General features: G+C 56.7%; 15 protein-coding genes and 1 riboswitch. Of the genes, 8 read left to right on the top strand and 7 right to left on the bottom strand.

Annotated features, from left to right (window positions below; translation table 11 throughout):
• The first annotated feature begins 123 nt into the window (after nt 1-123).
• The 3 genes from OK409_RS15155 to OK409_RS15145 all read left to right on the top strand — a co-directional run bounded on the left by OK409_RS15155 (nt 124) and on the right by OK409_RS15145 (nt 2,691).
• Complete coding sequence (locus tag OK409_RS15155; RefSeq protein WP_029519450.1) at nt 124-1,035, top strand: LysR family transcriptional regulator; 912 nt, start codon at nt 124-126, stop codon at nt 1,033-1,035.
• 98 nt (nt 1,036-1,133) lie between these two features.
• Nucleotides 1,134-2,075, top strand: a complete 942-nt coding sequence (locus OK409_RS15150; RefSeq protein ID WP_264367193.1) for a glutathione S-transferase family protein — start codon at nt 1,134-1,136, stop codon at nt 2,073-2,075.
• Nucleotides 2,076-2,085: 10 nt separating this feature from the next.
• A complete protein-coding gene (locus OK409_RS15145) occupies nt 2,086-2,691 on the top strand; it encodes an alpha/beta hydrolase (RefSeq protein ID WP_033773107.1) in 606 nt (201 codons plus the stop codon).
• Here OK409_RS15145 and OK409_RS15140 read toward each other — a convergent pair.
• Both OK409_RS15140 and crcB read right to left on the bottom strand, forming a co-directional pair.
• A complete protein-coding gene (locus tag OK409_RS15140; protein WP_163763343.1) occupies nt 2,688-3,503 on the bottom strand; it encodes a sugar phosphate isomerase/epimerase family protein in 816 nt (271 codons plus the stop codon). The two genes, OK409_RS15145 and OK409_RS15140, sit on opposite strands and share 4 nt — an antisense overlap.
• A 132-nt stretch (nt 3,504-3,635) precedes the next feature.
• Nucleotides 3,636-4,013, bottom strand: a complete 378-nt coding sequence (crcB, locus tag OK409_RS15135) for a fluoride efflux transporter CrcB (RefSeq protein WP_033773110.1) — start codon at nt 4,011-4,013, stop codon at nt 3,636-3,638.
• 88 nt (nt 4,014-4,101) lie between these two features.
• A riboswitch (Fluoride riboswitch) is annotated at nt 4,102-4,177 on the bottom strand.
• A 117-nt stretch (nt 4,178-4,294) separates the two neighbouring features.
• On the opposite strand from crcB, the gene OK409_RS15130 reads away from it, so the two are divergent.
• The gene (locus OK409_RS15130) at nt 4,295-5,215 is read left to right on the top strand and encodes a nucleoside hydrolase (protein ID WP_061704380.1); all 921 of its coding nucleotides are present in this window, start codon (nt 4,295-4,297) and stop codon (nt 5,213-5,215) included.
• Between the two features lie 23 nt (nt 5,216-5,238).
• On the opposite strand, the gene OK409_RS15125 is transcribed toward OK409_RS15130, so the two are convergent.
• The gene (locus OK409_RS15125; RefSeq protein WP_264367192.1) at nt 5,239-6,267 is read right to left on the bottom strand and encodes a zinc-binding alcohol dehydrogenase family protein; all 1,029 of its coding nucleotides are present in this window, start codon (nt 6,265-6,267) and stop codon (nt 5,239-5,241) included.
• 137 nt (nt 6,268-6,404) lie between these two features.
• On the opposite strand from OK409_RS15125, the gene OK409_RS15120 reads away from it, so the two are divergent.
• Nucleotides 6,405-7,307 (top strand): GntR family transcriptional regulator, encoded by a 903-nt coding sequence (locus OK409_RS15120; protein WP_010671481.1) that lies wholly within the window; start codon nt 6,405-6,407, stop codon nt 7,305-7,307.
• A gap of 170 nt (nt 7,308-7,477) precedes the next feature.
• A complete protein-coding gene (locus OK409_RS15115) occupies nt 7,478-8,830 on the top strand; it encodes an MFS transporter (RefSeq protein ID WP_010671480.1) in 1,353 nt (450 codons plus the stop codon).
• A gap of 21 nt (nt 8,831-8,851) precedes the next feature.
• Here the strand turns inward: OK409_RS15115 and OK409_RS15110 are convergent, their stop codons facing one another.
• Together OK409_RS15110 and OK409_RS15105 are read right to left on the bottom strand one after the other, a co-directional pair.
• The gene (locus tag OK409_RS15110) at nt 8,852-10,243 is read right to left on the bottom strand and encodes a hypothetical protein (protein WP_264367191.1); all 1,392 of its coding nucleotides are present in this window, start codon (nt 10,241-10,243) and stop codon (nt 8,852-8,854) included.
• On the bottom strand, nt 10,236-11,147 hold the full coding sequence (locus OK409_RS15105; RefSeq protein ID WP_223564612.1) for an alpha/beta fold hydrolase: 912 nt from the start codon (nt 11,145-11,147) through the stop codon (nt 10,236-10,238). Before OK409_RS15105 ends, OK409_RS15110 begins: the two co-directional genes overlap by 8 nt.
• Before the next feature lie 263 nt (nt 11,148-11,410).
• Between OK409_RS15105 and OK409_RS15100 the strand changes: the two genes are divergently transcribed.
• Nucleotides 11,411-12,187, top strand: coding sequence for a nucleotidyltransferase domain-containing protein (locus OK409_RS15100; protein WP_264367190.1), 777 nt, complete (start codon nt 11,411-11,413; stop codon nt 12,185-12,187).
• Between the two features lie 181 nt (nt 12,188-12,368).
• Here the strand turns inward: OK409_RS15100 and cspA are convergent, their stop codons facing one another.
• Both cspA and OK409_RS15090 read right to left on the bottom strand, forming a co-directional pair.
• Nucleotides 12,369-12,581 (bottom strand): RNA chaperone/antiterminator CspA, encoded by a 213-nt coding sequence (gene cspA, locus OK409_RS15095; RefSeq protein ID WP_010671477.1) that lies wholly within the window; start codon nt 12,579-12,581, stop codon nt 12,369-12,371.
• Between the two features lie 658 nt (nt 12,582-13,239).
• On the bottom strand, nt 13,240-13,503 hold the full coding sequence (locus tag OK409_RS15090; RefSeq protein WP_010253502.1) for a DUF2798 domain-containing protein: 264 nt from the start codon (nt 13,501-13,503) through the stop codon (nt 13,240-13,242).
• A 128-nt stretch (nt 13,504-13,631) separates the two neighbouring features.
• Here OK409_RS15090 and OK409_RS15085 point away from each other — a divergent pair, with 128 nt between their 5' ends.
• Entirely contained in the window at nt 13,632-14,534 is a 903-nt protein-coding gene (locus OK409_RS15085) for a LysR family transcriptional regulator (RefSeq protein WP_264367189.1), read from the top strand.
• Nucleotides 14,535-14,724 lie beyond the last annotated feature (190 nt).

The following is a 14,724-nucleotide window of genomic DNA, read 5'->3' as shown; positions in this document are numbered from 1 at the left end:
TCGGGCAGAGAGTCAGTCAAGCAGGTTTTCCGCGTCAGCGAAAGGGTTAAGGCACGCAAAGTGAAGGCTGCATCAGCGGAGCACAGCTTCTATACTGCGACTTTATCTCCACAGGACACCGCCATGGATCGACTCGATTGTGACCGGATGTTTGTCACGGTGCTGGAAACCGGCAGCTTTTCTGCGGCGGCGTTACGTCTCGGCACCAGCAGCAGTCAGGCTTCCAAGCTGGTTTCAAAGCTGGAGCAGCGGCTCGGCGTCCAGCTGTTTAAGCGCAGCACGCGCGCCCTGTCACCCACCGATGTCGGGCGCAGCTATTATGAGCGGGTCAAAAACCTGCTCGATGCGTTTGAGACGCTGGATGCCAGCGTGCGTGAAAGCGCTACGACGCCTACCGGCAGGCTGAAAATCAGCGCCCCCGGCTCCTTTGGTACTGTGGTGTTGTCTGAGGTGCTGGTGGCGTTTGCCCGGCGCTATCCGCTGATTGAACTGGATGTCAGCTTTTCAGACCGGTCCGTCAACATCGTCGATGAAGGCTTTGATATGGCGATCCGTATCGGCACCCTCAGCGACAGCAGCCTGGTCGCGCGCAAGCTGGGTGAGGTGCATGTGCGCATCGCCGCCTCGCCGGTCTATCTTGAGCAGTTTGGCACGCCGCAGCACTGGCGCGAGATGCCCCAGCATCAGTGCATCATCGACACCAATTTTCGCGATCCCTGGCACTGGCCGTTTGCCGGCGGCGACGGCGACGGCAGCAGCGAGATTGTCACCGTACCGGTCCGCGGGCGTCTGCGCTTCGCCAACACTGAAGCCTGCCTGCAGGCCGCGATGGCCGGACTGGGCATTGCGCGGCTGCCCGGTTTTATCGCAGCTCCCGCGCTGCAACGCGGTGAGATTGTCCGGCTGCTGGAGAATTTCGACACGCCACCGCTTGGCCTGTTTGCGGTTTATCCGCCCGCCCGTCATCTGGCACACCGGGCGCGCCTGCTTATCGACTTCCTGGTGAGTCACTTTACCCGTTTTCCGCCCGCGTAATTTCTTCCAGAATGGAAGAAATGATTGTCTTTATGACCGGATTATCAGCCGTTTAGTCATCAGTTAAGCTGCTTCTCACATTACAGAGGAGTCGCGCGATGTTAGTAGAAGGCAAATGGAGTAGTGACTGGCACCCGGTGCAGTCGACCGATAAACAGGGCGGGTTTGTCCGTCAGACGTCCGGTTTCCGGCATTTTATCAGCAGCGATGGCTCCACTGAATTTGCGGCAGAAGCAGATCGCTACCATCTTTATGTGGCGCTGATCTGTCCATGGGCGTCGCGCGCGTTAATTGCCCGCAAGCTCAAAGGGCTGGAGTCGCTGATTAGCGTGACGGTGGTTGAACCGCAGCTCGGTGCCCAGGGCTGGCGCTTTGGCAATTTTCCCGGCGCACAGCAGGACCCGCTGAATAACGCGCAGTACCTGCATGAAATCTATACCCGCGTCGCGCCCGATTACACGGGCCGGGCCACCGTGCCGGTCTTATGGGACAAGAAAACCGGCACCATTGTCAGCAACGAGTCCGCTGACATTGTGCGTATGTTCAACAGCGGCTTTGGCGATCTGGCCGATAACCGCATCGACCTCTATCCCGCCGCGCTGCGCCCTGAGATTGATGCGCTGAATGAGAGTCTTTATCCGCGTCTGAATAACGGCGTTTACCGCGCCGGGTTCGCCACCACATCGATCAGCTACCAGCAGGCATTTAATGACGTCTTCAGCCAGCTCGACGAACTGGAAGCCCTGCTCAGCGATGGACGCACCTTCCTGCTGGGTGAACGGCTGACTGAAACTGATATTCGCCTGTTCGTCACCCTGACTCGCTTTGACGTCGCCTATCATGGCCTGTTCAAATGCAACCTGCGCCGGATACGCGACTATACGCTGCTGAATCGCTATCTTAAGAGCATGCTGTCAGTCTCCGGCGTGCGTGAGACGGTCAGCATCGATCATATCAAACAGGGTTACTACTCAATCAAGGCACTGAACCCGAACGGGATCGTTCCGGCAGGCCCGGATCTGAGTGAGTACGGTCTTTAAAGGAGCAATAATGGCAAAAGCACTGGTGATTTTTCTGCATGGCGTAGGCAGTAACGGCGACGATCTGGCACCGATTGGCCGTCACTGGGCGACGCTGTTGCCGGATGTGATTTTTGCCTCACCCAATGCGCCCGAACGTTTTACCGCCGGTTTTGGCTGGCAGTGGTTCAGCCTGGAGGAGGTGACGCCAGAGAACCGGCCAGGTCGGGTACGGGCCGCGCGGGCGGCGTTTGACGCGACCCTCAGCGACGTTATCGCACAGCACGGCTTCGCCGACCGCTGGCAGGATGTGGTGCTGGTCGGCTTTTCACAGGGGTCGATCATGGCGCTGGATGCGCTGGCATCTGGCCGTTATCCGCTGGCGGGCGTGGTCGCCTTTTCGGGTCGTCTGGCGGTTGACGGTGAACTGACGCCACAGCCTCATCTGCCCGCGCTGCTGATCCACGGCCAGGCCGATGAGGTGATCCCGTGGCAGGAGAGCGAATCTGCCGCAGCACGACTCAGGGCCGCATTGGTGCCGGTAGAAGCGCGATTTGAACCCGCCACCGGCCACACCATTTCCGCTCAGGGTGCCATGCACGCCGCCGCGTTTATCGGGCAGTGCTTACAGGATTAACCCCAGCAGCGCTTTAATGCCTGCCAGGCATGACGGGCAGCGACCTCAGGCGGCAGGCGTTTCAGCGCATCATTAAAGACTTCAATGCCCACCGGCCCCTGATAGCCCGCGCTTTTGAGCTTATCGACAAAGCGTTCAATGTCGATAATGCCATCGCCGGGCAACAGACGCTGATGTTTTGCCATCGCCATCAGGCTCTGCTTATCCTGCGCGGGAACGGCGGCCATGTCACACAGCTGTACTTCATAGATGCGATCTGCCGGAATGCCGTCCAGCTGTGAGGCGTCGCCACCCAGTGCGCAGATATGAAACAGATCGACCACCAGCCCGATATTGGGCTGATCGAGCCGCTGCAATCGCTGCCACGCCAGCGGCAGCGTGTTATCCACGCTGCACCAGGCCATCGGCTCATACATAATGCGCATGTTGTAGCGCGCAGCTTCAGAGGCCATCCAGCGCAGGTCATCATCAATCTGGTCGGCGCAGCAATCCTCGCGGGTGCTGGCCGGCGCCTGAATGGTGTCGCAGCCCAGCACCTGGGCAATCTGAATAAACTGGCGCAGCTCTTCGCGCTTCTGTCCGCGCAACGCGCTGGGTGCCCCGGTGAAATCGCGCAGCACCTGGAGATTGGTAAAGCCAGGTCCCTGCCGGGCAGCGATCTCAGCCAGTGCCGCCGCGCCGCCCTCGCACGCCTCGACATCCTCGCGCCAGATCTCCACCTGATCGAAACCGGCGTCATGCGCCGCCTGGAGCTTCTGGCCGGGTTCACCGTTTAACAGCACCAGGTTAAGGAATGTGGGGTTAGTTCGCATTGCTCGGCTCCTTAATCGTCCGGAATAATCGGTGACGTTCAGCTTCTGCGCCCGTTCATGCGGGATGGTCGGGCGTAAAACCTGAAACAGTATCTACCTCTTAAGGAGTATGACAAGCGCCGCTTAGCCAGATCAGCCCAGCATCGTGACCAGTGCGAAACCGGCAAACGCCATCAGCAGCGAACCGATCACATGCACCAGCGCGCTGGTCATCGCCCAGAAATAGTTCCCTGATTGTAGCAACCCCATTAATTCCGCCGTAAAAGAGGAGAAGGTGGTCAGCCCGCCGCACAGTCCGGTGACGATCAGCAGTTTCCAGAATGGGTCGAGGTCGGGATGGCGAACAAACCAGGCCATCGCGCCGCCGATCACCAGACCGCCGATCAGATTTACCAGCAGTGTGCCAGGTGGCAGATTGGGAAAGAGCGCATTAAAGCGCATCGCAAAGAGCCAGCGCAGTACACAGCCGGCAGAGCCGCCGATCATCACAGCCAATAACGGTTTCAACATGTCTTGCTCCTGATTGCAGATTGACGCCGGGCTGAGGGGGAAAGGCAGAGATAAACTGCGCCTGACACCTCAGCTCCCGCGAAAGGATTGAGTGTCAGGCGTCATCAGCCGGTGTAAAGCCCACCGGCGGTTGGGAAAGGTGGCACGCCATCACCTTGAGCCGGTGATAATACGACGCCCGTTTCAGGCTGGCAACAGTGAGGTCATGGCGGCTGAAAACCTTGACGCGCACGCCACAGACGGAGTAATGCTGATGGTTTACAGCCTGTTGCGGAGACCCTATGCGTACCCTGATTTTTGATACCGATATCGGCGTGGATGACGCCTTTGCGCTGGCCTATGCGGCGCGGACGCAGCATCTGCTGGGGATTACCACGGTCTTCGGCAACGTGGCAGTGGGTCAGGCGGTGAAAAACGCCCGACTGTTTTGCGGGAAAATGGCGATTAACGCGGAGGTCTATCGCGGCTGTTCACGACCGCTGGCGCTGCCACCCTCTGCGCCTGCCAGACTGCACGGTGAAGATGGGCTGGGCGATGCGTTTGATAATGCGTGCAGCGAACAGGCGCCGGGCGCGGTGCAGTTTATTATCGACAGCGTGCGGGCGCAGCCGCATCAGATCACCCTGGTGGCGATTGGTCCGCTGACCAATATCGCCACGGCCATTAATCAGGCGCCGGATATTATTCCGCTGGTGAAAGAGCTGGTGATCATGGGTGGCGCATTTGGCACCGACGGGCACAGTGGCAACGTGACGCCCTTCAGCGAATTTAATATCTGGAAAGATCCGCATGCTGCCGATCAGGTGCTCGCCTCGGCACTGAATGTGGTGGTGATCCCGCTGGATGTCACACACAAAGTGCTGATCAGCGGCGATGAGGTTCAGCGTCTGAATCAGCCGGTGCTGAGTGCGATCTGTCGCCCTTACCTGGCTTACAGCCTGGAGAAAGAGGGGTTCGAGGGTATGGCGCTGCACGACACCCTGGCGGTGGCGTGGCTCACTCTGCCACAGGCGTTTACCCTGACCGAAAGCCCGCTGCGGGTGATCACGGAGGGCATCGCCTGCGGTCAGACGGTGCGTAAGCTGAGCGCGCTGGCATCCCGCCAGGATCCCTTTAACGGCCTGACCGCCCAGCGTATCGCACTTGGCGTGGATGCTGACGCGGTGCGGGCGCACTTCTTTCAGACTCTCACCGCGCCCTGAACCACGCGAACCGACTGGCCGCGTTACCGGTCGAAATGAATCACGCCTTTGATCAGCTCGCGGTTGTTGATGATTTGCGCCTCAAAGGTTTCATCCAGCGTGGAGAAGGCCAGATGGTGATTCAGCATCATTTCGGCGCGCAGCTGGCCGCTGGCCATCAGCGCACGCACCCGATCGAAATCTTCACGGGTGGCGTTGCGGCTGCCCATCAGGGTGGTCTCTTTTTTATGGAATTCACTGTCCGGGATCACCAGATCGCCTTTGTGCAGGCCGACATAAACGATAGTGCCGCCGTGTCGCATCAGGTTGACCGCATTGTTCATCGCCGCCGGGCTGCCGGTGGCGTCGATCACCTTCAGCGCCAGACGGCCACCAAACTCCTCGCGCAGCGCGCTGTAAAACGCTTCATCAGCCGGATTCAGTGCCGCCAGGCCGAGCTGGTCAGCAACATGCTGGCGACGAAATTCGCTGGTATCCGCGACCACCACCTGCGCGCCGCTGGCGGCGGCGATAGCGGCAACACCCAGCCCAATCGGCCCGGCTCCCACCACCAGCACCTGCTCATCCGCCACAATTGCGGCACGACGCACTGCATGGGCGCTGATGGCAAACGGCTCAATCAGCGCAGCCGCTTCCGGCGCGACATCATCCACCACCAGCAGCGTGCTGACTGGCACGCTTAAGTAGTCGCAGAACCCGCCATCCTGATGCACACCAATCACTGAAATCTGCTCACAGCAGTTGGTCTTGCCGCTCTGGCAGGCGTCACAGCGCAGGCAGGAGATGTAGGGCATTAACGCCACCCGCTGGCCCAGCTGAAAGCTCTCCGCACCACTTCCCGGCGCCACGACTTCGGCACAGATTTCATGGCCCAGCACCCGTGGATAGCTGAAGAATGGCTGATTACCGGACCAGGCGTGGATGTCGGTGCCGCAGATTCCCGCGGTAAGGATTTTAATCAGTACCTCGCCAGCGGCGGGCGTGGGGATATCGCGGGTGGCCCATACCATCTTACGTGGTTCAGCGATGACCAGTGCTTTCATTGTTGTCATGGTGATTCTCCGGTTGTCCTGCAGGCAGTTATGGCGAATCCTGCACGCGCTGCGGTGTTCGTTTACGGGAAGTGTGAAGCACCGCGATTTTTTTGGGCTTTGAATGGTTTTTAATGCATAAAAAACCGGAGAGTGAGATGAGCCGCAGCCAGAATTTGCGCCAGAACGTCATCAACCAGATGCTGGAAAGCATCGCTCAGCACCACATTCGTTCACCGCTGCCGCCCCAGGCGGCACTGGCGGAAATGTTTAATATCAGCCGGACTACGGTGCGCCACACCCTGCACTATCTGCATCAGTGCGGCGTGCTGGATAAGGTGGATCAAACCTGGGTTATCGTGCGCGATCCGCGCGAAGATGACGGTTTTAGCGCGTTAACGCCGCCGATTGAGCAGCAGGCCAGCCACTTTGAGCAGATGTTTTTTAATATGATTAATCAGCGGCAGCTGGTGCCCGGCGATACCTTCAGCGAGCTGCAACTGGCGCAGCAGGTGAAAGTCAGTCCGGTGGTGGTGCGCGAATTCCTGCTGCGCTTTATGCGCTATGACCTGCTGGAGCCGGTCAGACGTGGCCAGTGGCGGATGAAAAAATTCACCCAAGATTACGCCGAGAAGCTGTTTGAACTGCGCGAGATGCTGGAAACCCACGCCCTCAGCCGCTTCCTGAATCTGCCCGCAGGCGACGAGCGCTGGGTTCAGGCGCGGGATCTGCTGGATCGTCACCGATCGATGCGCGACACCATCGCCAGCAACTATCGCCACTTTGCCGCGCTGGATCGTCAGATGCATTCGCTGATTTTATCCGCCGCCAACAACCCATTTTTCAATCAGTCGCTGGAGATTATCTCGGTGATCTTTCACTCGCATTATCAGTGGGACGAGAGCGACCTCAAGCAGCGAAATATTGTGGCGCTGGAGGAGCATATGGCGATTCTGACCGCGCTGATTGGCCGTCAGGATGTCGACGCCCTCTGTGCATTACATAACCATCTGGCGACCGCTAAAACCTCGATGGTGCGCTCAATCGGTCAGTACAATTAAAAACCGATTAAAAACCACAAAGCATTAGCTCCCGCACGATTCAGAAACATCTTTGCAACATCCTTAACCCTTTGCTCTTAGTCTCGACTGCAACGTCACGGCGGCCTTTTGCCGCTGCGCGCAGACCCCTTCTCACCATAACGATAAGTACCCAGTTTCGGGAGAGTGCAATGGAAAAGACTTCAGTAACCGGCCGCGACAGCGCAGCTGGCGACACGCCATCAGACCAGGATTTCGTGCCGATGCGCAGCGACGTGGTGCGTTCACCGCGTATCCGCAAGATTCAGATCACGGCGATGCTGCTGTTGCTGTTCGCCGCCATCATCAACTATCTGGATCGCAGCTCGCTGTCGGTCGCGAATATGACCATCCGCGAGGAGATGGGGCTGAGCGCCACCGAAATCGGCTTCCTGCTCTCCGCCTTTTCGCTGGCTTATGGCCTGGCGCAACTGCCGTGCGGCGCGCTGCTGGATCGTAAAGGGCCGCGCATTATGCTCGGCATTGGCATGTTTATCTGGTCGCTGTTCCAGGCCGCCTCTGGCCTGGTGCATAACTTTACCCAGTTCATCCTGGTGCGCATCGGCCTCGGCATTGGCGAAGCGCCGATGAACCCGTGCGGCGTGAAGGTAATCAACGACTGGTTCAACATTAAAGATCGCGGCATGCCGATGGGGATGTTCAATGCGGCTTCGATGATTGGACTGTCGGTGGCTCCGCCGATTCTGGCGGCGATGATGCTGGTGATGGGCTGGCGTGGCATGTTTGTCACGATCGGTATCCTCGGCATGTTCCTCGCTATCGGCTGGTATATGATCTACCGCGACCGCGACAACAACACCCTGAGCGCTGAAGAGATCCACTATCTGCAGGCGGGCAGCGTCGCCTCGCGTAAAGAGCCGATCAGCTTCAAAGAGTGGCGCGGCCTGTTTAAGCAGCGCACCATGTGGGGAATGATGATTGGCTTCAGCGGCATCAACTACACCGCCTGGCTCTATATCGCGTGGCTGCCGGGCTATCTGCAGTCGACCTATCATCTCGACCTTAAAAGTACCGGCCTGCTGGCAGCAATTCCGTTCCTGTTCGGTGCGGCGGGCATGCTGCTGAATGGCTATGTGGTCGACTCGCTGGTACGTCGCGGCTTTAACGCGGTGAAAACCCGCAAAGTCTGCATCGTCAGCGGGATGCTGCTGTCCGCCGGCTTTACCGCCGTGGTGACCCGCGCGACCGACACCACCAGCGCCGTAACGCTGATTGGGATGGCGCTGTTCTGTATCCACTTTGCCGGAACGTCGTGCTGGGGATTGATCCACGCCAACGTCACCGCCCGTATGACAGCGTCTGTCGGCAGCATCCAGAACTTCGCCAGCTTTATCTTCGCCTCGTTTGCGCCGGTCATCACCGGCTGGGTGCTCGACACCACCAAATCGTTCAGCATGGCGCTGATGATTTGTGCCTGCGTGACGCTGGTTGGCGCACTCGCCTACCTGCTGCTGGTGCGCCAGCCGATCACCGACGGCGAATAATCACGACTGACGGCGCGACTGCTACGTCAGCGCCGTCAGGGTGACCCCATGTTTTGCACCATAACGCTGAATACCCGTCATCACCTTCTCCGCGCTCAGCGCGGGTGGTGGTGGCAACAGCGGTGCCCGTTCACGCAGCGCCGAGTCGAAGCGGGCAAACGTCGCGAAATCACGCGGGAAACGTTCCTCATCCACGCCAATCAATACGCCTTCATCACGTGCATGGGAGAGCAGCGCCCGCCAGCGGTCAATCTCCGCCAGCCCGATGCTGTCGGTGCCGTGAGAAAAGAGCATCATGTCGATGTTGCGGAACGGCGGCTGTTTTTCCAGGAAGCGTTGCAGGGCCGCGGCCGAAGGCTCGGTGCAAAAGACCAGCCAGAACGGGATGGCGTGCTGATGCATGCTGCACCACGGGTCCATCAGCAGGAAGCTGTCCACCGTCAGCCGGGTCGGTAAAATTCCCGCCGCCAGATACCAGTCGCGGTAGATCTCTGCCACCACATAGCTCATCGCCTCCGGATCTTCATAACGAATCTCCATCAGCTTCCAGTTCTGAGCTTCCGCCAGTTTTTTCAGCGGCGAAATCAGATAACCATCCAGTCCCCACTCCGCTTCCGGCACGTGGTCAGTAATGGCCGGCGGCGTCCAGCGCTCGCGATCGATGCCATAGCGTGCCAGATATTCCGCCACCCGCGGGCCGCCCTGTAAGTACTCTTTTTCGGTTGCGCCGCCGAGCGCACCAAACTGGAAAAACGAGCGATCGCTGGTGCGGGTTACCGGCCACTGTCGGGTACAATGATTGATAAACAGCGTTGATCCGGCGGGCAGACTTCCCATCAGGAATTCGTTGAAGGCCAGCGGCAGCTCGCGCAGTTTTAGCCGGAAGTAGCGCATCTGATCGAGCATCAACCGATCCTGATTCGGGTCATGCATATGGTGAACCGCAAGACGCGGCCAGGCGGCCAGCAGTGCCGCCGCCACCTCTTTACCCTGCTCAAAACTCGCCTGTACATCATCGGGATCGCTATTGGCCGCGCGCACCGGACAGAGAAAGGTTTGCGGCAGCCAGGGCACGCTCATCGCTGACGCCAGATGCACCAGCGCGCCGTTCGATGAACCGATAAAGGCCGCCGGATAATCCTGTTGCGGGTATTCACTCACCATCCATTCGGCGATCCCTTCCACATCCAGTTCACCCGCCTGACGCAGGCTGATGCCTTCTGCCATGCCGCCCAGCGCATAGCCCCACTCACGCAGTCCGGTCGGCAGCCGGTTCAGTGAGGGCAACAGGCGATCCAGCGTCGGTGACTGGCTGGGGCTGGCAAAGGGGCGGTCGTGCAGCGCATTGGCCAGCGCAAGCAGCATGGCGGCAGCAGAGTCAAAGCGGGCAATCCCTCTTGGTGGTTTACTCATGTTGATCCTCCTGCTGGATACGTGCCAGGAACGGGCGGATGGCGTGACAGAAACTCCACGGGTAGACGTAGTGCAATGTGTGCGTCCCGTCGCGTAATGTCAGTCTTTCGCTGCGCGGCATCAGGGCGGCGAGTTCATCCAGCCAGCGGGCCGGACAGACGGGATCGCGCGAGCCCCGCAGCAGCAACGTGGGTGCGTTAATGTAAGTAAGGCGATGCTCAATGCGGTCGCGCATCATGGCGCGCAGGGTACCGAAGGCGCGCCGCAGGCCCGCTTTGGCGTAATCGATTCGGGCCAGTGGCCCCGGTGGACGACGGGATTCCAGCCGGCCATTACGCCAGTCGCGCCAGAGCTGACGCGGCAGACTGCGGGCATGACGATCGACCGTCGGCCCCTGCAGCACCAGTCCCGCCACAGCCTGTGGATGTTTCACCGCCAGCGCGGCCAGAATCTGGCAGCCAAACGAATTGCCGACCCAGATAGCGCGCTGGAAACCGTTATGCTGTAACCACAGCCACAGCGCATCCGCCAGCTGATCCACCGACATGATCGGCGAAGAAGGGGGCAGTGTGCTGGCGCCAAAACCGGGCAGATCCGGCACCAGCACGTGATAGTCGCGCCCCAGCGCCAGCGCCAGTGGCTCCATCGCCCGGCCCGACATCACCAGACCGTGGATTAACACGACCGGCAGTCCCTGATCCTCATTGGGCGTAACGCGGGTAAACATGCGCCAGTCACCAATCTGCTGATAATAACCGGCCAGACCGGCGTGATGACTGTTCGGCGACACCGGCGGCGTCTCCTTAAGTTGCCGCCAGCGTTTCATGCCCCATAACGTGGCCGCCACACCCAATCCAACACCTGCCACAATCGCTGCCTGTTTTCGTCGATGCTTCTGGATCATCCGCTGCTCCTGGTTTGGGGAGAATAATTCAGTGTAGGTCGGGATCAGACAGCAGGCGGGTTATCCGCGTGATGGTGTGAAAAAGTATGGGGTTTCGCCTAAGAAGACGCTGGCATTGCGGGTGATGAACTCTGGCGGGAGATCTGTCTGGTGTAAGCGGGAAGGCAATGACGGCAGTGAATGATGTGTGTACGTTGTGAGCGAGAAGCGGACATAAGAGATATAATTAATCCGGTGAATGACGCCATTAAAAGGGAGAAAGGATGGCAATCGATCACAACGGTTTTATTGCCCTGCCAGAAACCAATAAATTGCAGCCAGAGTTCCGGAATATTGTTGCACAGGTCGAGGCAATGCTAATCCAAAGTTTTCCTGAGCTTATACATAGCCTTTATTTGTATGGCAGTGTGGCTGAAGGCCGGGCAAAAATCGGGAAGTCCGATCTGGATATGACAGTCATATTTAGCGTTGATCCCGGCGAAGTGGCTAAAGTGCAACTTACTGAAATACAGCGCAAACTTGAAAAAAATAATCCTGTTGTCAGTAAAATCGATTTTGATTGTGGCCTGTTACAACAGGTAGTGCATCCGGATAATCTGCTTAGCTGGGGATACTGGCTCAAACATCACTGTGTCTGCGTTTACGGAGAGGACCTGAGTCAACGATTCCAGTCATTTAAACCTTCAAAAGAAATCGCGGTAGCAGTGAATGGCGACTTCCTGCCGGTGCTGGAAAAATTAATAACTCAAATGCAGTTATCTGCTGACGAAAATAAAAAGTTGCAGCTACAGCGTGCTGCTGCACGAAAGGCAATCAGAGCAACCAATATTCTTCGCAGTGAACATGACAAACAGTGGCCTGAAACACTCGAGGAGTATCGCTTTACATTCAATGCCCGATATCCAGCGTTAGCAAAAGAAATGGATTACTTGCTGGTAATCAGTAATACACCTCAGGGGAGCATCGCTGATTTCAAAAGGCGCGTTATGGCTTTTGCCCGATGGCTTAACGTAACATTTCATCACGGGCAGGGCTTATGAAGAGAGGATTAACATCGGGGTAGCCTGATAAACGTGGAGCAGGTCAACGGACCAGAGATAATACGAATTTCAGGCAATAAAAAACCCGCACTGGGCGGGTTTCTTTTATTATCAGCAGAGCTTATCTGCTCAGACTTATGTCTTCATCGCTATTGTAAGCATCGCTGATAATGAGCGCGGCTTACTGCGCTGTGACGTTGCCAGCTGCAGGGCCTTTGGCGCCATTTTCAATGGTGAAGGAGACTTTCTGACCTTCATCAAGCGTTTTGTAGTTATCACCCTGGATAGCAGAGAAATGCACGAATACATCTTTGCTGCCATCATCGGGAGTGATAAAGCCAAAACCTTTATCTGAGTTAAACCATTTTACTAAACCAGTCATTTTGTTAGACATAGATATTTCCTTAATCGATTAGCCACTAAGAGCGGCGAAGATGGCCTGTAGTTAGAGATTTACTTATTGGGCACTTAGGAGGAGGCTCTCGAAGAAGGATATCTGTGGATAACACTTGAACTGAGGACTACTTTACTAAAACTGCTTTCATAAGGTCTGTGTTCCAAACCGATGACGCATTAAGACATAGCGATAATAATTTAGCAATGTATATGTTTATTTATTTTAACCATTTAAACGCTCAGATGGCTGAATGGCTGTTTTATTTTGACTGCTCAGGAAGTGCTTCAGGCTCCGCTGTGTGCGAAGAGGAGCAGGCCAGCCCCGTCATAATGACGGTGCCGATTTAACGTTGATGCTTAACAATAAACAGAGCCAGTAAGGTCACATTGCGTAAAAATTTCCGCACGGCCAGTGAAGCGCTGTCATCGCCATCTTCATCTGTGAGCTTTACCTGCTGCATATCGTACGCCCGGCTCTTCGGTATCTTTCATCCTGATACCGGTCAGTATCCGGACGACCTGCCCGCCCTCACCCTGCATCTGAAATGCTGGAGATTTGCCACCCGCCTCCATTCTGGTGCAGAAGCAGCCTGCCGCGATGAGCGAGAAGCGGGCTAAACCCTACCTGTCCGCCCATTTTGGGCATGCTGACTGTCTCAGTGACCGTGAACGGTCAATCCTACGAGCCGGATAACAACAGGACGGACAACCAGTATGCAAAAGAAAGCCGCTGGCATGGCGACCCGGTAAGCATTCATCACATTTGTCATGTAATGAGGCCCCATTCCGAATTCGGCTAACGTGATGACCAGACTCATCAGGAACGCCATGATGATCGCCATATAAAGCGCAAATATGTACGGTGTCGTGCGCACCGGCAAGCGGGTTCGTAAGGTTTTTTTTGTTGCAGCATCAGTCATCTGAATATCCTGTTTAACAAAAGTAGATAAGACTGCGGCTAACTTAACAAGCTTATGCGGGGGGTTGTAGAGCGGTTATGCTTTAATCATTATTAAGTAAAAGTGACGAATTAACGGTTGAGGATACGATGGACATTTTAGGGCTGATTAGCACTTTTATCCGCGTGGTGGAAAACGGCAGTATTGCAGCGGCGGCACGCGCTAAAGGTATGAGTCCGGCAGCAGTCAGCCAGAGTCTTTCGCGTCTTGAAGCGCATCTGGGCGTGCGACTGCTATCGCGCACCACCCGCAGCATGACCTTAACGGAAAACGGTAAACGCTATTTCGAGAAAGTCCGTCACATCCCACATGATATCGAACTCGCCTCGCAGGCTGCTGCGAATGAAACCAAACCGCAGGGCCCACTTTGTATCGCCACAACAGCCGCGTTTGGTCGGTACGTTCTGGCTCCCCTTATGCCCGCTTTCAAAGCGTCTTTCCCCGATATAGATATTGAACTGATCAGTACCGATCGCAACGTCGATCATCGCCTGGAAGGCGTCGATGTCAGTATCCGCATCGAAGCACAGCTGAATGATCAACTGATCGCCAGAAAAATTGCATCGCTACCCTTTATATTCTGTGCGGCTCCGGCTTACCTTGAACGCGCTGGCACGCCTCAGACGCCTGGAGAACTTAGCCAGCACGCCTGCCTGGTTTTCCGCTATCCCACCGACAGACGGTTTCTGCCATGGACGTTTATGGTCAACGGACAGCCTGTTAATGCAAAACTCAACCCCAGTTTTATCAGCGATGATATTGATATCATCGCCAGAATAGCCGTAAACGGCGGCGGCATTGCCCGTTTGGCAAGCTTTGTAGCTCAGCCACTGATAGACAGCGGTCTGTTAAGGCCTTTGTCCTGGTCAGGTCACAGTGGCGAGAGCACCATTGAGTCCCTGCCGATGAATATCTATGCCTGTGTCACCGAACGTTCGGCACTGAATTCGAAAGTACGGACATTTATTGAATTTGTGGCCGATGCGATTTAAGACAGGAGCGTTTTTGCCGGGCGAAAATTGTCCGTACTTTTCGGCTTATCCACCCGCAAAAGTAATTCACCGCTGCCGGTCGTGGTGATACGAAAAGCGGCTCTTTTGACGATGTGCAGAAGGAATATAAGCACGCTTTGAGAAGGGGTTTAACGCGGTGAGATTGGGATCCAAAATTATCTGGCAGTCA

Source organism: Pantoea sp. RG18, from assembly GCF_025910075.1.
GTDB classification, from domain to species: Bacteria; Pseudomonadota; Gammaproteobacteria; order Enterobacterales; family Enterobacteriaceae; genus Pantoea; species Pantoea agglomerans.
The sequence above is the reverse complement of the archived record's forward strand: the minus strand, read 5'-3'. Positions and strand labels throughout refer to the sequence as shown.